Here is a 23,218-nt window from a genome sequence, read left to right on the forward strand (position 1 = left end):
AATAGCAACGATAAAAATCAAATTGAAAAATCTTTCACATTTGGGAGACCAAGCGTTGCGCAAAGTAACGCGATAACAGGTTAAATAACCTCAAATTGAGTCGTGTCTTTTATAGTAAGGAGCCGTTGCGTGTAAGACTAAATCTTAAGTCACACTCCCGTAAGTTAATTGCAAAAAGGTTAACGAAATGTGAACAACAACGAAGTAAATTAGCGGTGAGAATCAAAAACGAAGCAAGGCAGCTAAGCTGCCTTGTAATTAGAAAGAAAATATCTGTTAAATTTTTACAATTTAAAACTATTTGGAATTTTTACGCTTATCGGTAACCAACCATTTACCATCTTGGTAGACAGCCAACCAACCGGAGGGTTTACCATCCGTTTCAGTACGCACATAGTGCTCTTTCTCTTTACGGGAGAAACGCACGACCGCAGCTAAACCATCAGGATCATGAGTTGGAGCCGTGGTTAGATACTGATACTTTTCGGGTAAACGTTCAGCAAAACGTTTGAGCTCTTCGACTAATGGAGCGCGTGTTTCACGCGATTTCGGGAAATTGCTCGCGGCCAAAAATAGACCAGATGCGCCATCACGTAGCACAAAATAGGCATCCGAGTTAGCACATGGCAATTCAGGGAAATGCACCGGATCTTCTTTTGGTGGTGCCACTTCACCATTTTTCAGAATCTTGCGCGTATTTTTACACGTTTCGTTAGTACAACCCATGTACTTACCAAAACGACCATTTTTCAACACCATGTCTGAGCTGCACTTATCGCACTCAACCATTGGCCCTTCATAGCCTTTAACTTTGAACTCACCTTGCTCAACGATAAAACCTTCACAGTTGGGGTTGTTACCACAAACGTGCAGCTTACGCTTATCGTCAATCAGATAGCCATCCATCGCGGTTTCACAAATTGGGCAACGTTTTTTGGCACGCAGTGCCGCCGTTTCAACATCTTCTTCTAAGACATTGATAATACCCTCTTCATCACCCAAGTTGATGGTGGTTTTACAACGTTCTTTGGGCGGTAATGCATAACCTGAGCAACCTAAAAACACCCCTGTCGATGCAGTTCGGATCCCCATTGGCCGCGCACAGGTCGGGCACAAGATATTGGTCATCACAATATGATTCGGTTTCATACCACCGACATTTTCATCTTGCTCGGCCGTGGTTAAATCGCGACTGAAATCAGCAAAAAACTCATCCAATACCGCGGTCCAATTGACATCACCTTCGGCAATCTGGTCGAGTTTTTCTTCCATCCGCGCAGTAAAATCGTAGTTCATCAAATCATCAAAGCTTTCGTCTAAGCGATCGGTCACGATTTCGCCCATTTTCTCGGCGAAGAAACGACGCTGCTCAACTTTGACATAGCCACGATCTTGAATGGTGGAGATGATCGAAGCATAGGTTGATGGACGGCCAATGCCGCGCTTTTCAAGCTCTTTGACCAATGCCGCTTCAGTAAAACGTGCCGGTGGCTTAGTAAAGTGCTGTTTAGGATCGAGGCTGACTAATTGCAGGTGCTCACCCACTTTCACCGCCGGTAAAATCTGATCTTCGTTCTTGCCAAGTGGACGCTGCACACGCGTCCAACCATCAAATTTTAGAATTCGCCCTTTGGCTTTAAGCGTATATTCTGCCGCTTTCACACTCACAGTGGTTGAATCGTATTGTGCAGGGGTCATTTGACAAGCCACAAATTGATTCCAAATCAGAGCGTATAGCTTATGGGCATCGGCTTCCATCCCTTGCAGATGCTCGGCAGTCACCGTGACATCCGAAGGACGGATCGCTTCGTGTGCCTCTTGCGCATTTTGCTTGCTGCCATACACATTCGGCTGACTTGGTAAATAAGCTTCGCCATACTGTTGGGTGATGTAATCACGCAGGTTGGCGACCGCTTCTGCACTCAAATTGGTAGAGTCAGTACGCATATAAGTGATGTAGCCTGCTTCATACAAGCGCTGAGCGAGCATCATGGTTTTTTTCACCCCATAGCCCAAGCGCGTACTCGCGGCTTGCTGCAAGGTTGAGGTAATAAAAGGTGCGCTCGGTTTGCTTGAGGTTGGCTTGTCTTCACGCTTGCACACTTCAAACTGTGCTTGGCTAAGCGTGGCCACCGCAGCCAATGCTTCGCTTTGGTTAATCGGTTTAAACGCGAGATTATCTTTTTGTGCCACCAGCAGTCGGAAATCTTGCTGCTCACCGGTTAAAGTATCAGCGTTGATATCCCAAAACTCTTCTGGCACAAACGCTTTAATTTCACGTTCTCGCTCAACCAATAACTTTACCGCGACGGATTGAACCCGACCGGCAGAAAGACCTCTCGCCACTTTTTTCCACAGCAACGGCGAGACCATAAAGCCCACCACGCGGTCCATAAAGCGACGCGCTTGCTGAGCGTTAACTCCATCCATATTCAATTCGCCCGGCTGTTTAAACGCCTGTTGAATCGCATTTTGGGTGATTTCGTTAAACACGACCCGTTTGTATCGCTTCTCATCGCCACCGATGATCTCACGCAGGTGCCAAGCGATGGCTTCTCCTTCGCGGTCCAAGTCGGTTGCGAGGTAAACGCTGTCTGCGTCTTTGGCGAGTTTTTGCAGCTCAGCGACCACTTTCTCTTTGCCGGGCAGAATTTGATAGTTGGCATCCCATCCGTGATAGGGATCAATCCCCATCTTTTTGATCAGCGCTGAGCGTTCTTTGTCACGCTTTTGCTGCTCTTTATCCTCAGCGGTTGAGAGTTTTTTAGTCGAGCTAGCCGCTTTCGCGGTCGTAGTAGTTTGTCCAGCAGTAGGCAGATCACGTACGTGCCCCACACTGGATTTTACGATAAAGTCTTTACCAAGATACTTATTAATAGTTTTAGCCTTGGCTGGTGACTCGACGATAACGAGTGATTTACCCATATTGACTCAATTGTCCTTCATCATTGGGCGATATATAAATCGCATGACGTTCTAAAATGTAATTCTTTTTTTACTATCGAGCCAGATAACCAGAAGATCAACTGGTTTTTTCTAAAAGCTTTTTATTTGCTCGACAAATCGACGAAATGTTGTTCCGCGCGCAAAAACGCGTCCATACTAAAGTGAAGCTCACTGTGCCGCGACCCCTGTGCGGTTAACACCGCGAAAAAAACCGCGAACTATGCCATAACTCACACTTTGGTCGTCCAAGCTCAGTCTTTTTCGACTGACGATACCCCATCAGCCCTTTACTTTTATCCCTTAGCTTTTAATTCTTAGCCTTTAATACTTTACTTTTAACCCTTGCCCTTATGCCAGTATACTGGCGCTTTTTAAGCGTAAGGAACTATCACCATGAGCAATAAACAACCGATCACCGAATTTGACCTATTACTGATCGCCAATCACATAATTCAAAATCATGAACATTACCTTGACGGAATGCGTGCAACGCAAGTAGAGGAAAAAGAAGGCGTGTTAGTGTTTAAAGGCGAATATTTCCTCACTGACCAAGGTCTGCCCAGCGTGAAAACCACCGCGGTATTTAATATGTTCAAATACCTCGCCCATCAACTGTCGCCACAATTTACCTTGCAAAAATTGACCCAGCAAAAATGATCAAAGCCTCGTTATGAGGCTTTGATCATCATCGATGATATCGAGATCAGTGCAACGCTAGCTCTTGTGACTTAATTGCGCCAATTTTTCAAAATAATCTGGGAAGGTTTTAGAGGTGCATTTAGGATCATTAATCGTAACCGGTGTATCACTCAAGGCGAGCAGTGAGAAGCACATCGCCATTCGATGATCATCGTAAGTATCGATCGCCGCATGGGTTAACTTAGCCGGCGGCGTGATCACAATAAAATCGTCCCCCTCTTCAACCTGTGCGCCGACTTTACGCAGCTCAGTCGCCATCGCTGCTAGACGATCGGTCTCTTTGACTCGCCAGTTATACACATTGCGGATCGCCGTGGTACCTTTAGCAAACAGTGCGGTGGTCGCAATGGTCATCGCGGCATCCGGGATATGATTGAAATCAAGATCCACCGCATTAAGCTGCCCACGCCGTGCCATCACGTAATCTTCGCCCCACTCAATCTGCGCGCCCATTTGCTCTAACGCATCGGCAAATTGAATGTCACCCTGAATGCTGTTTTTACCAATCCCCGTTACCTTGACTTCACCACCTTTGATGGCTGCCGCAGCCAGGAAATAAGAGGCGGAAGAGGCATCCCCCTCCACTAAAAAGTCACCGGGCGCAACATAAGATTGCCCAGCGGGGATCACAAATTGTTGGTAATCATGGTTAATCACCTGCACCCCAAATTGCTCCATAATGTGCAGTGTAATGTCGATGTAAGGCTTAGACACCAACTCACCCATAATGTCGATAGTGACTTTGCCTTGCGCAAGCGGAGCGGCCATTAAAAATGCGGTCAAAAACTGGCTAGAGATGGAACCATCGATCGACACCGTACCGGCTTGCAAACCGGTACCCTGAATGCGCAGTGGCGGGAAATTTTCCTGCTCCAAATACTCAATTTGTGCTCCAGCCTGACGCAGCGCATCCACCAAATGGCCAATCGGGCGCTCCTTCATGCGAGGTTCACCAGTCAATACAAATTGACCTTGTCCCAAACAGAGCGCCGCAGCCAAAGGACGCATCGCAGTACCTGCATTGCCTAGAAACAGTTCTAATGGCTGAGCGCAAGTAAAGGCTTGACCCAAACCTTGAACTTCACAAGTGGTTTTATCAGCGGAAAGACGATAATTCACCCCTAGTTGAGTCAATGCATTAAGCATATGGCGAATATCATCGCTATCGAGCAAATTGGTCAAACGGGTGGTGCCAGAAGCTAATGCGGCCAGTAATAGCGCGCGATTTGACACGCTTTTCGAGCCGGGAAGATTCACTTCCCCAGAGATGAGAGGTATTGGTTGTAGAGTCAAGCTTTCCATTAGATGTTGTGTTTCCTTGCGTCGCTGAAAGTCCTGTAGCTGACCATCCTGTAATGGAAAGTCCTGTAGCTATGGGTTGCCGCGAAAATTTTTCGTCTCCGCAGACTAACCAAATTCCCGCGCCCGCGCTAGCCTTAATCTGATCCGGTGTGAATATTTATTTCCCTTTATGCATAAGATACTGTTACGTGGTGATGACCAAGCCAGCTGATTGGCAAATACCTTAAAAATCATTAAGATCGGCTGGTTATAAGCTCACATGTTCACATTACGGATTGGCTCCAGAGCACTGGTGCAGCCAATTTATTGCCAGCACTGATAAGGTAAACCCACACAATGGCTATTTATCTCGCTGAATTAAGCGCGGACGATTGGAGGTTTCCGTCTCCATTTGATGCTTTAGAAGATCCTAACGGACTGCTGGCGTTTGGCGGAGATCTCAATCCGCAGCGAATTTTAGCTGCCTATCATAATGGTATTTTTCCTTGGTACGGCCCTGAAGATCCTATTTTATGGTGGAGCCCTGCACCACGAGCGGTATTTAACCCTAGCCAGTTTCGTCCAGCCAAAAGCGTGCAGAAGTATCAACGCCAATTGCAATATCGAGTTAGCCTCAACCAAGCTACGCCGCAAGTGATCGAGCAGTGCGCGTTAACTCGTCCGGCCGATCAGCGCTGGCTGAATGCGCAGATGCGTGCCGCCTATACTGAGCTGGCACAGCAAGGTCACTGCCACTCGGTTGAAGTGTGGCAAGGTGAGCAACTAGTCGGCGGATTGTATGGAATTGCCGTTGGGCAACTGTTTTGTGGCGAATCGATGTTTAGCCTCGCGAGCAATGCTTCCAAAATTGCACTGTGGTATTTTTGCGACCATTTTTCACGCCACCAAGGACAACTGATTGATTGCCAAGTGATGAATCCACATTTGCAATCGCTAGGAGCGACGACCCTCACCCGTGACCAGTTTATTCAGACCTTACTTGAGGTTAGAGATCAGCCGCTTTGCTCAGGTTGCTTTACCCCACAGTGGCTCGCCTCTCCCATCTTACCGAGTACGGTTAAGGATTAATCGATGAGCTTAGATCTGCAATCCATTCGGATTGGCTTAACCAATAACCATCCTTGTAGCTATTTGAAAGATCAAATGGAACGCGTCGCGGTGGCCATCGATCTCCCCATACAATCAGCCGAGAATTATCAAATTTTACTGGCCAATGGCTTTCGGCGCAGTGGCGAGACCATTTATAAACCACATTGCGATCAGTGCCACGCTTGTCAAGCACTGCGGGTGGCGGTGGCCGATTTTGTGCCAAGTACAAGTCAACGCCGCTTGCTTAAACAGCTTAAGCAAACCTTGCACTGGCAACTGAAACCGGAATTGGATCCCAATTGGTATGATCTTTACCAGCGCTACATTTGCGCTCGTCATCGCCACGGTTCAATGTATCCACCCAATAAAGACGAATTTGCCCAGTTTGCGGGGGCAACTTGGCTTAATACGCAATATTTGCATCTCTACGCCGCCCAAAAGTTGGTGGCGATTGCGGTAACCGATCTGCTGCCCAACAGCGCCAGTGCCTTTTACACTTTCTATGACCCAGAAGTACCGCTTTCTTTGGGCACCTTAGCTGTGCTTTGTCAGTTGAGTTATTGCCAACAGACCGAAAAACAGTGGCTTTATTTGGGATATCAAATCGATGAATGTCCGGCTATGAACTACAAAGTCCGTTTCAATCCGCATCAAAGGCTAGTAAATCAACGTTGGCAAGGGTAGAATACGCCGCAACTTCCCATATTGAACGTTTAATGGCAGAATCCTGCGCCGTTAAAGATCGCCAAATTTCTAAAGAGGATTAAATGGCTAAAGAAGACGTAATTGAGATGCAAGGCACTGTCCTTGATACTCTTCCTAACACAATGTTCCGTGTAGAGCTTGAAAATGGTCACATTGTGATCGCTCACATCTCTGGCAAAATGCGCAAAAACTATATCCGCATTTTGACCGGTGACAAAGTCACTGTAGAGATGACTCCTTACGATTTGTCTAAAGGTCGCATCGTCTTCCGTGCTCGTTAATCACTGATTTCCGAACGCAACAAAAAGCGGAGCTTAAGCTCCGCTTTTTGTTGTGGCGAGAAACTACCGACGGATTATTAATTGAGCCTATTGAACGACTCTGACTGAACAGATTCACCCCGCTTCAACAATCCGCTTGATTACGAAAAAAGGCGCAAAACGCGCCTTTTTGACTATCAATAAACATAGTTTGCAGTAAATACAGTTTGTAATAAACAGCGTTTGATCAGAGATCAATGACCGCGAATTCAACCTCTGGATTAACATCTGCATCGTAATCGATGCCTTCAATGCCAAAACCAAATAGCTTGATGAACTCTTCTTTGTACATGTCGTAATCGGTCAACTGACGCAGGTTTTCAGTGGTAATTTGTGGCCACAACTCACGACAATGCTGCTGAATATCATCACGCAATTCCCAATCATCCAAACGCAGACGATTGTCCTCATCCACTTCAGCGGCCGAGCCATCTGGTTTGTATAAACGTTGGCTAAACATACGGTAGATCTGCTCTATGCAGCCTTCGTGTACACCCTGCTCACGCATTTTCTTGAACACCATAGCGATATACAGTGGCATTACTGGAATCGCTGAGCTGGCTTGTGTCACTACTGATTTCAGCACGGCCACATTGGCGCTACCGCCTTTGCTTGCCAACTGTTGGTTAAGGGCACCCGCGGCGCGGTCTAAATCCATCTTGGCACGGCCAAGCGCACCATCCCAATAGATTGGCCAAGTCAACTCGGTACCGATGTAGCTGTAAGCTACAGTTTTACAGCCTTCAGCCAGCACACCAGCTTGATCTAACGCTTGGATCCACAGCTCCCAATCTTGACCACCCATCACTGTCACAGTATCGGCAATCTCCTGCTCAGTCGCAGGCTCCACGCTCGCTTCGATGATCACATCTTTATTAGTATCAACCGCAGTCGAGGTATAGGTTTCACCAATCGGTTTCAGTGCAGAACGGATTAATTCACCACTTTCTGGCATTTTACGTACTGGTGAAGCCAGTGAGTAAACCACCAAATCAATTTGACCGAGATCTTGTTTAATCAGCTCAATCGCTTTTTGTTTGGCTTGGTTTGAGAAAGCATCACCGTTGAGGCTTTTCGCGTACAGACCGGCTTCATGGGCTAATTTGTCAAATGCCGCAGCATTGTAGAAACCCGCAGTACCTGGTTTTTTGTCGGTACCTGGCTTTTCAAAGAACACCCCAATGGTCGCTGCACCACCAGCAAATGCTGCAGTAATACGTGATGAGAGACCATAGCCGCTTGATGAACCCACCACTAATACACGCTTCGGCGCATTAGTGATCGGGCCTTGTGCTTGAGTGTAGGCAATTTGTTGTTTTACGTTCGCTTCACAACCGACCGGATGGGTTGTTGTACAGATGAATCCACGAATTTTAGGTTTGATGATCATATTCAACTTCCTTAAAAAATCGTCGTTAGAATAAAAGGTTCAGACACAAATCGCATCTAATTTCTCTTCATTTCGCCGAAAATGGTCAGTGGTTGGATCACTCAATAGCGCAAATTTTCGATTAATCTCACTCCATTCACTGTTAAAAATAATGAGGGCTTCTGTGCAGAAGCCCTAAATACTTTATGATTTGCAAAATTCACACGTTTGAACTTAACCTTGGCGGGTATGCACTTGCGAAAAATCATGGCTGAAATGGTCAACCTGAATCGCACGACTGCGTAATTTTTCGGCAGCGACAATCGACGCCACTTCATCAGCCGTTAAGATTGCCGCTTGTTGCGCTTGCGCTAAGCGATCGACCAATTGCCCCTTACGATCGACTTTGCCCTGTTTCACCGCGTGTTGTAGCTTACGCTCTAAGCCTTTAATGCTATACATGGCTAAAAACGCGTTTTCAATCAATCCGATACTATCATTGTCACTCTGACCGATATAACAAAGTTGGGTGAGGCGATCACGATGCGCTCCCGGCGTCATTAAGCTGTCGGCAATCTTCAACGCTAATTCATCACTCGGTGGCGCAAAGTGATTGCCAAGTGGGAACAATAGCCCTTTGAGCAATAAGCCAATACCTGAAATAGGATAATTGCGATACGCTTGATTGAGCGCTTTGGCTGCGTGGTACAAACAGTATTGCATCGCATAATGCACATAATCGAGATCTGTCTGGTGACGACCTTCATCTTCGTATTTTTTCAATACCGCTGAGCCCATATACAGATAACTTAACGCATCGCCAAAACGGGCAGAAATGAGTTCTTTACGCTTTAGCTCACCGCCTAGTGTTAACATCGCCATATCAGCACTCACCGCGAGTGCGCGGCTTAAACGAGTCATCTGTCGATAGTAATCCTGCGTAGCACCACTCAACTGAACGTGAATAAACCGCGATCCTGTCAACGCAGCAAACAGTGCCCCAAAACTATTTTTGGTCGCATGAGCAATATGTTTAAACAACAGTTGATCAAATTCCTGTGCCCCTTGTGGCTGATCTGGGTTGGCTTCTGCCGCCATCTCCTTAAGCACATAAGGGTGACAACGGGTTGCACCTTGCCCAAAAATCATCAGATTACGGGTTAAAATATTTGCCCCTTCTACGGTAATGGCTACCGGCACGCCTAAATAATGGGTGGCAAGATAGTTCATCGGCCCAGTTTGAATCGCACGCCCTGAATGGATATCCATCGCATCATTTAAAATCGTACGCGCGATTTCAGTCATGTGGTATTTGGCAATCGCCGTGATCACCCCAGGTTTTTCTTTCAGATCCAGTGCCGTGGTAGTTAACGTACGAGTGGCTTCCAGCAAATAGGTTAAGCCACCAATACGCCCCATCGCTTCGGCCACGCCTTCAAACTTACCGATCGACATGCCAAACTGCTTACGAACATAGCCATAAGCACCGGTAGTGCGCGCCGTCAAATGACCAATCGCCGCACCTAATGCCGGCAATGAAATCCCTCGTCCAGCCGAAAGGCATTCCACCAGCATCCGCCAGCCTTTGCCCGCGTATTCTGCACCACCAATTAGCCAATCGATCGGGATAAACACGTCATGGCCACGGGTGGGACCATTCATAAAAGCTAAGCCCAATGGATCATGACGCTCGCCCATTTCAACGCCGGGATGAGTCGCAGGGATCAGCGCGCAACTGATGCCAATCTCGGATTGCGTGCCGAGTAAATGGTCAGGATCATACAGTTTAAAGGCGAGTCCGAGCACCGTGGCGACCGGCGCTAGCGTAATGTAGCGTTTATTCCAGTTCAGCCGGATCCCAAGCACTTGTTGACCTTCATACTCGCCATAACAGACCACTCCTTGATCGGGAATGCTGCCCGCGTCCGATCCCGCCTCTGGCCCAGTCAGGGCGAAGCAAGGAATATCACGGCCATCGGCTAAACGCGGCAACCAGTAATCCTTTTGAGCTTGAGTACCATAGTGAGACAACAGTTCGGCAGGACCCAATGAATTAGGCACCATAACCGTCACAGCGGCACTGACACTGCGAGTCGCAATCCGTGCGACGATGGTCGAGTTAGCCAGTGCCGAGAACTGGCGTCCACCATACTGTTTGGATATATTCAAAGAAAAAAATCGCTGTTGGCGTAGGTAATCCCATACCTCTTGGGGTAAATCACGATCTTGTTTGACGATTTGATAATCATCCAGCATCCCAAGCAAAGTTTCCAACTCTCGGTTAATGAAAGCTTGTTCTGCGCTAGACAAGGTGGGCTTAGGATAATGATGTAGCTTAGTAAAATCGGGTTTACCAGAAAATAACTCACCATCCCACCATACACTGCCCGCTTCCATCGCTTCTTTCTCTGTGGGAGACAGCGGAGGCAACACTTGTTTAAAGAGTTTAAAAACGGGGTCACTAATCCATTTTCTGCGTAGAGAACTCATCTTCAGATCCTTTTGTTCACCAGTGATATTGTTATGGTGGGTGATTAATCGCACCTGGTTATACTTGATTATTGTTGACGACTTAGCGTACGGCAACTCTGACAACCAAGAATGGGATCCATAGTTCAATCACTAGCTTACCGTTGGTAAGCGTAGAGGTGAATGCGCATTGAATTGTGCCGCAAAAAAATTTCTATTTTTTTGCAAACACTCGGAACTCTTTAGCAAACCCCCAGTCTGAATAAAGGTGATTGACAGAGCTTTGAGAGTTTTACTGGCCGTCAAACTTGTATCTCGACTGACTGTCACCCATTACGCTGCTTTTTCCTTTTTATTAACTCCTATACTTGTGTACGCCCAAAACCAGTTTGTTTTGGGCGTTTTTTTTATGTGATGGATAATTATTAGCTTGATCAAGTCAATAAACTCTATCGCTTTCAAATGAAATACTGCCAGTGATGATCAATCTGTGGCTTGCTTTATCAGTCTCAAGGCGGTTTACTGGTGGCTCAACTCTATCGCCGAGCCAAGCACAAGCACAAGCACAAGCAAGAGATAATCGTCATAGGAGGCCAAATGCGTAGCACTATCGGAGCCCTGATTACACTATGTTACAGTGTCGCGTTAGCCGCCGCTCCGCAACCGATTCGACTACCACCTACTCAACCGGCCACGCCACTCCCGATTGTGATCGGCACCAATACCGTTCAGCGCCTCTGCTATTACCAAGATCAGGCCTATTCACTAGGTGCGGTAATTTTAATTGGTGAGATATATCTTTCTTGTCAGCCAGCTCATGAGTTTGAAACCCATGGAGCACTACAGTGGTTGCCGTTCAACCAACCACTAAATCCAATACCAAAATCTAAACTTATCCATCCCTAATGTGCGAAAGCCTTACTCATGCTTGAACGGTAAGTTTATCGATTTACTTTGCAGCGCATCTCAGAGTATCATCCGCCTCCGATGGCCTTCACGGATCAGAAACTATGGTTGTCAGCCTACTGATTAGGCATGTTTCTTCGTTTATTCCACGCGTTTTTGCTGGAAGTCCCCGACAACTTGGTTACCGATAGCGCGGGATAACACCGCTGAGCCCACTGCATGAAATTACCTAACTTACTAATATTCGCCCTGCTGACCCTCTCCTATACCGCTCATGCAGAAACATTTTCGTTACCGATTTGGAAAGATCAAGCACAAGCGTTGGGCTATGAATTACCCAAACCCATCGGTTTTAGCCTAAGCTATATGACCATGGAGCAAGGGATCAATGTAGATTCAATTGCTATCCAAGGGCTCGCAGGTTTACCACTGACATTAAACGCAGAACCTGGCCACCAATATACCGAAGTACTGACCTTACGTGCCGATGTGTGGCTGTTTCCCTTTCTCAATTTGTATGGCTTAGTCGGTAAGTTAGATGGCTACTCGACCACCGATGTTACTCTTAATTTGGGTAATAAATTTCCTGTCCCGATCAAAGACTTTCGTTTGGAGCTTGATGGTTACACCACCGGATTTGGTGTGGTGCTGGTGGGTGGCTATCAGAACTGGTTTGCGTTGGTCGACGCTAGCTTGACCCAAAGCCGCTTGACCGTGATTGATGGCAGTATTGATGCGCTAGTGATATCACCGCGCATTGGCTACGATTTTAATCAGCATGGGCAACCGCTCCGGATTTGGGCTGGCGCTATGTATCAAGATGTAGAGCAAACACTCCATGGCTCACTGGCCGATCTCGGCTTGCCTAGCCAACTGACCGGATTACTCCCCAAAGATGCCGGCTTTGAAGTCAAACAGCGTCTAAAAACCCCGTGGAATCCCCTTATCGGTATGCAGTATCAAATCAATGACAGTTGGTATCTACTCGGAGAGTTTGGCTTTGGTGATCGCCAAAGCCTGTTTTTCTCTCTCGATCGACGTTTTTAATCCTAAAGTGATGTGCACATTAACCACATCATTATACGGTCAGTAAACCTAGCCGTTATTGGCGGCTAGGTCTATTGCAGGTTAAACCATTGGCCGGTTCTCTAGCACCACAGAGGGCTGATCAACCAGATGTAAATGCACATCTTGTTGTGGAAACGGAATCGAAATACCTTCTTGATCAAAGCGCAATTTGACTTGCTTAGTCACATCCCAGTAAACATCCCAATAGTCTTCGGTTTTTACCCAAGGGCGCACAATAAAATCAATTGAAGATGTGTTGAGCGTATGCACCTTGATATTCGGTTCAGGAGAACGTAAAACCGCAGGGTGTGATTTAACAATATCGGTGAGTACAGCTTCCGCTTTGAGCAAATCGTCGCTATAGCCGATCCCAAACACCATATCTACCCGGCGAATTTTTTCATGAGTGACATTTTTAATTACATTACCCCAAATTTTGCTGTTCGGCACTATGATGATCTGGTTATCAAAAGTTCGGATCGTGGTATTGACTAAACTCATGTGACTTACTTTACCGTCAACTCCACCCGCATTAACAAAATCCCCCACATCAAACGGACGGTAGATCAATAACATCATGCCCGCAGCAAAGTTGGATAAGGTATCTTGCAAAGCAAAACCCATAATGACCCCAGCAATCCCAAAACCAGTTAATACTGGTGTAAGGTTTAAACCCAACTGCGATAGCCCAACCAGGATGCCAATCACCCAAACCGCTTTGCCAGACATCGAAACAAAAAAGTCCTGCATAAGATGGGAGAAATGGATATTTTTCGAACTAACCACAAAACGTACAATGCTACGTGTGATTTGCGCCGCCCCTTTGGCGACCAAAACAATTAATAAGAAGATCACTAACTGAAACAGATGCTGTACCGCATCACTGGTTAGCCAATTTAGCCCGGCATTCCACCAATGACGAACGATAGACACCATTACCTGAGTATTCAATACATCTTGAGTAATACTGCCTGTCACTTGAAAAATTTGCCGCTTATAATCGGCGGTTTCCATTGCTAGGCTATCGGCAATCTCGACGACTGAGCGCAAGCTTTTAGTGACAATATCTAACCGTTGCTGAGTAAAGAGCAACGTCAATTGTAAGTTGGCTTTTTCCGATTCGGGACTGGATTTGATCTGGCTATCAATCACGCTAATTTGCTGGTTTAGGTACTCCAACGAGGCGGATAGCAAGCGCAAACGCTGATTAACTCGCTCTGTTAACGTCTCTGTAATCTCGCGAGTATTGATACCCAATTGACTTAGCCAATGCATATTTTCCAAACTGGAATGGTAGGTCGCATCAAGGTATTGGTGTAAATCACGATAGGTCGCAATGTAAGATAGTTTTTCTTCATGTGACGCCTTGTCAAAATTACTGGTTAGCGAATTAAGCCGTTTTGAAATATAGCGTGTCGCCTCTTCAGTATAGCTCTGCTGGGTATTGACCAACTCAATCAGCTTCGGTTTGGCTACCTTTTGTTCGGCCACGGCTTTAGCCAAACTCTTTCTTAGCTCAGCATTTTTCTGAAACATTTGCAGTTGTAATGCATCACGCACATCACCGGTCGCTTGGTTGAGCGTTACCGAAAGTTCATTGATATAGCGCTTAGTCTGATCAATGTCGTGCTCGAGTTCAGAAATAGGCGTTTCCACAACCACATTATTTGCCTCAGCAAAAGATCCCACTTCAGGTGGGTTATTGGCCCAGACTTGGGTTGCTAGAAGCAACAAACAAGCAGCCCATCCCAAATGCGGCAACACCTTAGCGCCGATTTTTTCTATCATTATTACTTTCCTCTTAAAATCTTGGTCACGCTAGACATCACCGGATCATCACTCTTTCATTTGATAGTGATCATTCATCACCCAACGCAGAATCAAAATACGTAGTAGCTAAACTCGCTATCTTCAGCTATCACTTTATTATCAAGCATGTAGAATTGTTTCACGGCATATTAGCGACCAATGGCACCTATGACTACGGACAAAAACCAGCATAACTTGATTAGTTGTGATGAATGTGGACTCGTTACGCGTCTACCAAGCTTAGCTCAAGGACAAATCGCTCGCTGCCCACGTTGCCATCACCCACTGACTCAAAGCCATAAGCATCCCTATCAAACGGTCATTGCGTTGGCGTTAAGTTGTCTCTCATTGCTAGCACTCAGTCTGATGTTTCCTTTCCTGTCGTTTAGCATTCAGGGGCTAACCCAAGAAATTACCCTGTTGAATGCCGCAAAAATGCTCGGTGAATATCAGAATATCCTCTTGGCACTGCTACTTTTTACCACCGTCATCTTACTGCCAGCCCTATATCTACTACTTATCCTCACCGTGTATTACCAAGCGGCACAAACTCAGCGCCGCTCACTCTCTAAGCGCGAAGTGAAAATCGCAACGTATGGGTGCAGGTTGCTATTTAAAGTTCAGCCTTGGTTAATGGTCGATGTGTTTTTGATTGGGGTACTGGTGAGTCTGATCAAAATCGCTTCACTGGCAGAGGTGGCAATGGGCAACTCTTTTTGGGCATTTTGTCTATTTTCCGTTTTGCTGGTCAAAACCGTCTCTCTGATTGACCGTTACTGGCTATGGCAACATTTTATTGCGGCGCAACCAACTCATAATGTTCAGGCAGGAGAGACCCATTGCAGCGATAACCACACTAATTGCCATTGTTGTCAGCAAATTAATCCGCTGACCAGCGCAAAAAAACCACGCTGTGTACGCTGTGGCAGTCGGCTACACGCTTATCATCCACAGCTCAATCTACAATATGCTTGGGCATTGCTATTGGCTGCGGTGATTTTTTACATTCCGGCCAATCTTTATCCAATGATGTACACGGTTAGCCTAGGTAAATCAGAAGGTTCAACCATTATGCAAGGCGTGATTTTACTATGGCAGCTCGGCTCTTATCCGATTGCAATGGTGATTTTCATCGCCAGTATTTTTATTCCCATCGCCAAGATGTTCGCTTTGGGATGGCTATATTGGCAAGCGGGTCAGCTTAATATTTTTCCTGAACACCAGAATTTAAAACGCTTGAAGGTGTACCGTGTCACTGAGCTGATCGGCCGCTGGTCAATGATCGATATCTTCGTGGTGGCGATTTTAGTGGCTTTAGTACAACTGAATAATTTAATGGCGATCTATCCCGGTCCTGCTGCGCTCTCTTTTGCAGCCGTCGTGATCTTAACTATGCTGTCCGCGATGATTTTTGATTCAAAAATATTATGGCAGCAGCCTGCCCCTCATCAACCCAAATGCACTAAGAAGGCTTTCTATGAGTGACCAACGCCAAACTCACGCTGAAATTACGTCACAAAAGCAGTTATCTGCGATTTGGATTATCCCAATTCTGGCTCTAGCAATGGGCATGTGGATGCTGTTTCAGTACGTCAACAGTACTGGCCCCAAAGTCACCTTAATCCTCCCCACGGCCGATGGGCTTGAAGTGGGCAAAACTCAAATTAAGGCGCTCAATGTCAATGTCGGGGTGATCAGTGAAATTAAACTGAGCAAGCGTTACGATCACATTATCGCCACCGCACAAATGACCAAAGATGCCCAGCGTATGCTGCGCGAGGATTCGCTGTTTTGGGTGGTGAAGCCACGGATTGGCAGAGATGGAGTTTCTGGCCTCGATACCTTACTTTCCGGTGCTTATATTCAACTGCAACCCGGCCAATCGACTGCCGCGCAAGATCAATTCACCGTAATGGATTTACCCCCCATCGCTCCTCCCGATGCCAAAGGATTACGTTTAGTGCTGACCCATAAAGAAGCAGGAAAATTGAACGTTGGCGATCCGGTGATGTATGAAGGTTTTACGGTGGGACGTGTGGAAACCACTCAATTTGATGTCACCAGTAAAAGCGCACAATACCAACTATTTATCTTTGCCCCTTACGATAAGTTAGTCAGTAGCGGCTCTTTTTTCTGGCTCAATTCAGGGGTTAATCTACAACTTAATGCCGAAGGGCTGCAGTTCAGCTTAGGTTCGATTGAAAGCCTGCTCAAAGGTGGCGTGACATTTGGCCTACTGCAAGAAGACGATTTCGGTCAGCCAGTGACCGAACAGTTGACTGAGTTTCGGCTGTTTGATGATCTCAAACAGATCCACGAAGACATGTACGATGATTATATTGAATTTGTGATGATGTTTGATGAATCAGTACGTGGACTCAAAGCCTCCGCCCCAGTCGAATATCGTGGTTTACGTATCGGTACCGTCAGTAAAGTCCCTCTGCGTACCCGCCAATCGGATCTGGATATTAATAGCAATCGGATCCCTGTGTTAGTACGCATCGAATTAGGCCGTGTATACGATAATTTCAATAAAGTCGATCTGCCAACGCTTAAATCGCATATGCAGCAGGAGTTTAGTAAAGGACTCAAAGCCTCCTTAAAAACCGGCAACTTAGTCACTGGCGCTCTATATATTGATACCGACTATTTTCCTGAAGAGCCACTGGAGACATTGAAAGAGTTCGATGGCTACTCACTGTTTCCAACCAAACCCGGCGGCTTTGCTGAAGTACAAAAACAGGTCACCGATTTACTTCGCAAACTCAATGGATTACCGATGGATAAGACGCTTGAGTCACTCAATAGCACCTTGAAAACCTCGGAAAAATTGTTGGCTTCTGCGGAACGCTTGATCAATCAATCCACCACGCAAAATTTACCCGCCGATATCCGCACCAGTCTCAAACAGCTTGAGACAACCTTAGCTGGATTTGGCCCGCAATCGACCGTTTATCGGGAACTCGAAACCACATTAGATCAGCTCAACCAAGTCATGGCCGAATTTAAACCGGTAATACGCACCATTAATGAAAAACCCAATGCGCTGATTTTTGGTGACAATAACGCCGCAGACCCTATCCCAGCACAAGGAAAATAACCATGAAACAATGGCTATTGATGATGTTAATCAGCATCACATTGCTAGGCTGCAGTAGTGAGCCACAGCCTAAAGTAGATTTTTATCTGCTGCCGCAGCACCTCACGTCCAGTCCGGTCACGCCGACGACATCATTCACGGCATTAGCATCGACTTTACTCATCGTACAGCCTGTCGAATTGGCGCCGTATTTAGATACCGCAGGGATTATTTATCGCCAATCTGCAACGCAAGTGACTCAAGCCAAATACCATCAATGGGCACAACGTTTAAGCCCACAGTTGACCGAACGCATTATCGAACAATTGCGTCGAGATCAGCCGGTCAGCTATTGGCCGGAAGCGTTTAATGCTCACTATGCTCAACAAAAACATCACACACTACAAGTCAAATTCCAGCGATTTAACGGCGCTTATACTGGCAATGCCGAGCTAGCCGGCAGTTGGGAGTTGTTGAGTCCACAAGGAGTGCGCTTGCTTAGACAAGATTTCTCGTTTGATGTACCACTAACCGATGAAGGTTATCCCGCCTTAGTCGAGGCACTGTCATTAGGCTTAGAGCAACTCACCACTCAGATTAAGCAAACATTGTTACAACAATCCTTGCCTAATAATTGAGTCGGTCAAGGTATTCTATCGCAGAAAATGTGCACTGACTGGCAGAGTAGGCTAACAGGTTTAGCTTTTATTTTTACTCAACCTATGATGCGCAAACGGTTACTGGGTTTCATTACAACATAATCAGCAAACAACCCTAAGGTAAATGTTACTCCATTAAGCTAGGCCTTGATTGACCACGCAGATTGTATGCCCAAACCATTTACTAATAATAAAATTGAGGAGCACAACCCCATGAATCCGCCGGTTATCCGCCGTATGGTCGCCAAACGTACCGTTCTTAGTCTACTCATTTGTTCCACAGTACTGATAACGGCTTGTGGCGAAGCGCCACCGGTCAACACGCCAGCCCCTGTGGTTAAACCTGCCTTAGTCGAAATTGTCGCTAGCCAGCGCGCCTCCGACCTAACCTTTAACGGAGTCGTCAGAGCAGCTAAGCGTGCTGATCTCGCCTTTCGGATCAGTGGTCGTTTAAACAGCATAGAGGTAAAAGAAGGCGATCAAGTCAAACAGGGGCAATTGTTGGCCACGCTTGATGCGCGAGATGCGAAAACCACACTGGCGACGGCTCAATTAGAGCTAAAAAATACCGAGCAAGAATACCGCCGCGCTAAAGCGATTTATGAAAAAACCCAAGCTATTTCTAAAGCCGAGTTGGATAATGTCACCAATCGTTATGATCTGGCCAGAAACCGAGTGGAAGAAGCCAAGCGCAAACTAGAATACACGCAAATCACTGCACCGTTTGCTGGCATCATCAGTGAAAAGTTGCTTGAAAATTTTGCCCAAGTACAAGCGAATCAACTGATCATGACCCTACAAGATCTGAGTGATTTAGAAGTTGCGATTGAGATCCCGCATCGCGTCATGCTGTCCGGCGTTCGCAACACACGAGCCATCGCCGAGCTAAGCGCCATCCCCGGTCAGCAGTTCCCTCTTCAATTGCGTACCTACTCCACTCAAGCCAATACCGATTCACAAACCTATTCGGTGGTGCTTGGTTTTGAAGATTTACACGGGCTACGAGTCATGCCCGGCATGTCAGCCAAAGTGTTTCCCGTCGCCACAGATGCCGAGGATGAAAACCGCTTGATCACCTTACCCATCACCGCCTTAGTACCAGATAATCAAAGCCAACAATTTGTCTGGGTCGTCAATGCTCAAAACCAGGCCGAACAGCGCTATGTGGACATTGGCACCATTTATAAAGATCGCGTCGTGATCAAGCAGCACTTACAACCCGGCGAACAAGTGATTATCGCAGGCGTTTCTAGCGTGCGCGACCGTATGCCAGTTCGACCATACACGGATCATAACGGAGCTCAATAATGGATATTGCACGTTATACCATGGCTAAACGCACCAGCGTTTGGGTTTTGATCGCGCTGACCTTAATCGGCGGCTATATCAGCTACCTTAAGCTAGGCCGCTTTGAAGATCCTGAGTTTGTGATCCGCCAAGCGGTGATCGTCACCACTTATCCCGGAGCAACCGCACAAGAAGTGGCCGATGAAGTCACAGATGTGATTGAAGGTGCGGTACAGGCCCTACAAGAGCTCAAAGAGGTCAAATCGGTGTCAATGCAAGGCCGCTCCGAAGTGACGGTCGAGATCAAACTGGAATTTGCTAAATCGGCGGCACAATTACAGCAAGTGTGGGATAAATTACGCCGCAAAGTCACCGATGCCGAGCGTCAACTACCGCCCGGAGCCGGCACGCCAATAGTGAATGATGACTTTGCCGATGTCTACGCGCTGTTTTATGCCGTGACGGGTGAAGGCTTCAGCGACAAACAACTGCAAGATTATGTTGATGGTTTACGCCGAGAATTGGTGTTAGTACCAGGGGTTGCTAAAGCCGCTACCTTAGCCGAACAACAAGAGGCGATTTTCATTGAAATCTCGCGCGAACGAATGGCCGAATTTGGATTATCGGTTGAGCGCGTTTTGCAAGTGCTACAAAAACAGAATTTAGTCACTGTAGCGGGCAGTGTCGATGCCGAGCAGATGCGTATTCCGGTGATCCCAACGGCCAATATTAGCTCATTAGCCGATCTGCGTAATTTACAAGTCGCTGTGGGCAATAACAATGCAGTGGTACGTTTGGCCGATGTGGCTAACCTTACCCGTGGCTACACCGAACCTGCCTCAATGTTAATGCGCTACAATGGCCAGCGCGCCGTTGGTTTAGGGATCTCAAATGTCACAGGTGGCAATGTGGTCGAAATGGGCGATGCGGTTAAAACACGGCTAGCGGAATTAGACAGCCAACGCCCACTTGGCATGGAGTTACACACCATTTCCATGCAGTCTGACTCCGTGCGCGCGTCGGTGGCTAATTTTATTGATAATTTGATCGCGGCGGTGGCAATTGTCTTTGTGGTGTTACTGCTGTTTATGGGCGTTCGCTCTGGGATCATCATCGGTTTTGTCCTTCTACTGACGGTCGCCGGTACTCTGTGCATCATGCTGATCGATGACATCGCCATGCAGCGTATTTCTCTTGGCGCATTGATCATTGCACTCGGCATGTTAGTCGATAATGCGATCGTGGTTACCGATGGCATCTTAGTACGCCTGCAAAAAGAGCCGAATGCCGACAAATCACAAGTCGTCTCTGATGTGGTCAATGCCACTAAATGGCCACTGCTTGGCGGCACTGTGGTGGGCATTTGTGCCTTCAGCGCGATTGGCCTTTCGCCCTCCGATATGGGGGAATACGCCGGCTCACTATTTTGGGTGATCCTCTATTCGATGTTATTAAGCTGGGTATTGGCGATCACAATCACCCCAATGCTGTGTCATGATTTTTTAAAAGTTAAAGCACAACATCAGCACGCTAAACCTTCCGCACTGGTTGGCGGCTATAAACACGTATTGCAATGGGTACTTGGCCACCGCACACTAAGCTGCTTACTGTTATTCGGCACCCTAATCGCTGCCGTATGGGGCGCACAATTTATTCCTCCCGGCTTTATGCCTGAGTCACAACGTCCTCAGTTTGTGGTCGATATTTCTCTACCCCAAGGCTCGGACATTCGTCGTACTGAACAAATCGTCGCCAGTATTGAGCAACACGTTCGACCCAAAGCCGGCGTGACTAACATCACTAGTTTTATTGGTGGTGGTGGTTTACGTTTTATGCTGACTTATGTGCCTGAGCCGGGCAACCCAAGCTACGGTCAACTGCTGATTGATATTGATGACTACACCAAAATTGCCCCTCTGGTTGCCGAGTTGCAAGCTGAGCTGGACACCACATACCCTGATGCCTCGATCAAGGTGTGGAAATTCATGCTTGGCCGTGGTGGCGGTAAAAAAATCGAAGCTGGTTTCAAAGGCCCTGATAGCCGTGTACTGCGCCAATTAGCGGAACAAGCCAAAACCATCATGCACGATGACCCGAACCTTATCGCCGTACAAGATGATTGGCGTCAGCAAGTACCAGTATTGCAGCCAATCTATTCCACACAAGAAGCTCAGCGCCTTGGCTTAACCACCCAAGAGATCAGCAGTGCCATTGCACAAACGCTGAATGGACGCAGTGTTGGAGTCTATCGTGAAGGCAATGATTTGATCCCACTGATTGTTCGAGCACCGGAAAACGAACGTAACCATGAGCGATCGATTGAAAATAGCGCTGTGTTTAGCACCCAAACTGGCCGCTACATTCCGGTCAGTCAGTTGATCGACTCGGTCGATATCGTTTATCAAGATGCCCTATTACGCCGCATCAACCGTATGCCGACTATCTTGGTACAAGCCGATCCTGCGCCCGGCGTCATGACCAGCGATGCTTTTAACCAAGTCCGTGACAAAATCGAGCAAATTGAATTGCCTGCGGGTTACCAATTACTTTGGTATGGCGAACACAAATCCGCAAAAGATGCTAACCAAGGCTTGGTCATTTCGGCTCCGTATGGCTTTGCGGCGATGATTCTGGCGGTGGTCTTTATGTTTAACGCGCTGCGCCAACCTCTCGTAATTTGGATGACGGCACCCTTTGCGGTGGTCGGTGTCACGATTGGGCTTATCACCTTCCAAACGCCCTTTGAGTTTATGGCGATTTTAGGCTTTTTAAGCCTGATCGGTATGATGGTAAAAAATGCCATTGTGTTGGTTGACCAAGCCGATGTAGAAATTCGCGCCGGCAAAACCGCCTACCTCGCGATTATTGATGCTGCGATCAGCCGCGCGCGCCCAGTGTTACTCGGAGCCTTCACCACTATTTTAGGTGTGGCTCCGCTGCTGGTAGACCCATTCTTTAAGAGTATGGCTGTCACGATTATGTTTGGTTTGCTGTTTGCCACCATTCTAACCTTAGTCGTGATCCCGCTTTTCTATGCGGTACTGTTTAGAGTGAAAGTCACCACAGCCTAATCTGGCGGCCAATCTCAACCTTCCCAAACCCAACCCCCCAAAGCAATAAGGCTCCGAACGGAGCCTTATTATTATAGAAATCCCAACGCAATTGTTATGATTTTACCCACTCTAGTTACTTTGTAAGCAAACAGACTCAATGCGCGAGTTTTTTTCGACTTTGTGCTTGACCATCCACAATAGAATCATTAAATTAGCGCCTCGTTAGCCAAGCGGTTAACGATTCGGTGAGTTGTCCGAGTGGCTGAAGGAGCACGCCTGGAAAGTGTGTGTACGGCAACGTACCGAGAGTTCGAATCTCTCACTCACCGCCACATTCTAGAAAAAAGACGCCTTAGGGCGTCTTTTTTCTTATCTGAAATTCATAATAATCAAATGGTTACGATTCAGTGATATTCCACAGTGTGGCTGGTACTGGATATTTGCACTTAATGAAAACC

Annotated in this window: 16 protein-coding genes and 1 tRNA gene; 12 read left to right on the forward strand and 5 right to left on the reverse strand. The window is 47.0% G+C overall.

From position 1 onward, the window contains the following. Positions 1-297: 297 nt before the first annotated feature. Positions 298-2,925, reverse strand: a complete 2,628-nt coding sequence (gene topA / locus OOK74_RS06625) for a type I DNA topoisomerase (protein WP_274721454.1) — start codon at positions 2,923-2,925, stop codon at positions 298-300. A 414-nt stretch (positions 2,926-3,339) separates the two neighbouring features. On the opposite strand from topA, the gene OOK74_RS06630 reads away from it, so the two are divergent. Then, the gene (locus OOK74_RS06630; protein WP_274721453.1) at positions 3,340-3,603 is read left to right on the forward strand and encodes a YciN family protein; all 264 of its coding nucleotides are present in this window, start codon (positions 3,340-3,342) and stop codon (positions 3,601-3,603) included. 57 nt (positions 3,604-3,660) lie between these two features. On the opposite strand, the gene aroA is transcribed toward OOK74_RS06630, so the two are convergent. Continuing rightward, positions 3,661-4,947, reverse strand: a complete 1,287-nt coding sequence (gene aroA / locus OOK74_RS06635; RefSeq protein ID WP_274721452.1) for a 3-phosphoshikimate 1-carboxyvinyltransferase — start codon at positions 4,945-4,947, stop codon at positions 3,661-3,663. A gap of 336 nt (positions 4,948-5,283) precedes the next feature. Between aroA and aat the strand changes: the two genes are divergently transcribed. The 3 genes from aat to infA all read left to right on the forward strand — a co-directional run bounded on the left by aat (position 5,284) and on the right by infA (position 7,022). Continuing rightward, positions 5,284-6,015 (forward strand): leucyl/phenylalanyl-tRNA--protein transferase, encoded by a 732-nt coding sequence (aat, locus tag OOK74_RS06640; protein ID WP_274721451.1) that lies wholly within the window; start codon positions 5,284-5,286, stop codon positions 6,013-6,015. A gap of 3 nt (positions 6,016-6,018) precedes the next feature. Continuing rightward, on the forward strand, positions 6,019-6,720 hold the full coding sequence (locus OOK74_RS06645; protein ID WP_274721450.1) for an arginyltransferase: 702 nt from the start codon (positions 6,019-6,021) through the stop codon (positions 6,718-6,720). 83 nt (positions 6,721-6,803) lie between these two features. Beyond that, positions 6,804-7,022 (forward strand): translation initiation factor IF-1, encoded by a 219-nt coding sequence (gene infA, locus OOK74_RS06650; protein ID WP_166014837.1) that lies wholly within the window; start codon positions 6,804-6,806, stop codon positions 7,020-7,022. A 226-nt stretch (positions 7,023-7,248) separates the two neighbouring features. Here the strand turns inward: infA and fabV are convergent, their stop codons facing one another. Both fabV and OOK74_RS06660 read right to left on the reverse strand, forming a co-directional pair. Continuing rightward, positions 7,249-8,451, reverse strand: a complete 1,203-nt coding sequence (gene fabV / locus OOK74_RS06655; RefSeq protein ID WP_278182455.1) for an enoyl-ACP reductase FabV — start codon at positions 8,449-8,451, stop codon at positions 7,249-7,251. A gap of 213 nt (positions 8,452-8,664) precedes the next feature. Next, positions 8,665-10,920 carry an acyl-CoA dehydrogenase gene (locus OOK74_RS06660; RefSeq protein WP_274721448.1) on the reverse strand — a complete coding sequence of 752 codons (2,256 nt, stop codon included), beginning with the start codon at positions 10,918-10,920 and terminating at the stop codon, positions 8,665-8,667. Positions 10,921-11,496: 576 nt separating this feature from the next. Here OOK74_RS06660 and OOK74_RS06665 point away from each other — a divergent pair. Both OOK74_RS06665 and OOK74_RS06670 read left to right on the forward strand, forming a co-directional pair. Further along, positions 11,497-11,805, forward strand: coding sequence for a DUF1496 domain-containing protein (locus OOK74_RS06665; RefSeq protein ID WP_274721447.1), 309 nt, complete (start codon positions 11,497-11,499; stop codon positions 11,803-11,805). Positions 11,806-12,024: 219 nt separating this feature from the next. Continuing rightward, on the forward strand, positions 12,025-12,852 hold the full coding sequence (locus OOK74_RS06670) for a TonB-dependent receptor (protein ID WP_274721446.1): 828 nt from the start codon (positions 12,025-12,027) through the stop codon (positions 12,850-12,852). 81 nt (positions 12,853-12,933) lie between these two features. Here the strand turns inward: OOK74_RS06670 and OOK74_RS06675 are convergent, their stop codons facing one another. Then, a complete protein-coding gene (locus OOK74_RS06675) occupies positions 12,934-14,661 on the reverse strand; it encodes a mechanosensitive ion channel family protein (protein ID WP_274721445.1) in 1,728 nt (575 codons plus the stop codon). 189 nt (positions 14,662-14,850) lie between these two features. Between OOK74_RS06675 and OOK74_RS06680 the strand changes: the two genes are divergently transcribed. From OOK74_RS06680 to OOK74_RS06705, 6 genes are all read left to right on the forward strand, one after another. Next, a complete protein-coding gene (locus tag OOK74_RS06680; RefSeq protein ID WP_274721444.1) occupies positions 14,851-16,167 on the forward strand; it encodes a paraquat-inducible protein A in 1,317 nt (438 codons plus the stop codon). Then, positions 16,160-17,782: an intermembrane transport protein PqiB gene (gene pqiB, locus OOK74_RS06685; protein WP_274721443.1), complete on the forward strand. Its 1,623-nt coding sequence runs from the start codon at positions 16,160-16,162 to the stop codon at positions 17,780-17,782. The genes OOK74_RS06680 and pqiB overlap by 8 nt, the downstream gene beginning before the upstream one ends. A 2-nt stretch (positions 17,783-17,784) precedes the next feature. Then, positions 17,785-18,399, forward strand: coding sequence for a PqiC family protein (locus OOK74_RS06690; protein WP_274721442.1), 615 nt, complete (start codon positions 17,785-17,787; stop codon positions 18,397-18,399). A 234-nt stretch (positions 18,400-18,633) separates the two neighbouring features. After that, positions 18,634-19,728: an efflux RND transporter periplasmic adaptor subunit gene (locus OOK74_RS06695; RefSeq protein ID WP_274721441.1), complete on the forward strand. Its 1,095-nt coding sequence runs from the start codon at positions 18,634-18,636 to the stop codon at positions 19,726-19,728. After that, positions 19,728-22,778, forward strand: a complete 3,051-nt coding sequence (locus OOK74_RS06700; RefSeq protein ID WP_274721440.1) for an efflux RND transporter permease subunit — start codon at positions 19,728-19,730, stop codon at positions 22,776-22,778. The genes OOK74_RS06695 and OOK74_RS06700 overlap by 1 nt, the downstream gene beginning before the upstream one ends. 226 nt (positions 22,779-23,004) lie before the next feature. Beyond that, positions 23,005-23,092: transfer RNA gene (locus OOK74_RS06705), tRNA-Ser, on the forward strand. Positions 23,093-23,218 lie beyond the last annotated feature (126 nt).

It is taken from the genome of Vibrio misgurnus (assembly GCF_029635775.1).
GTDB classification, from domain to species: domain Bacteria; phylum Pseudomonadota; class Gammaproteobacteria; order Enterobacterales; family Vibrionaceae; genus Vibrio; species Vibrio chanodichtyis.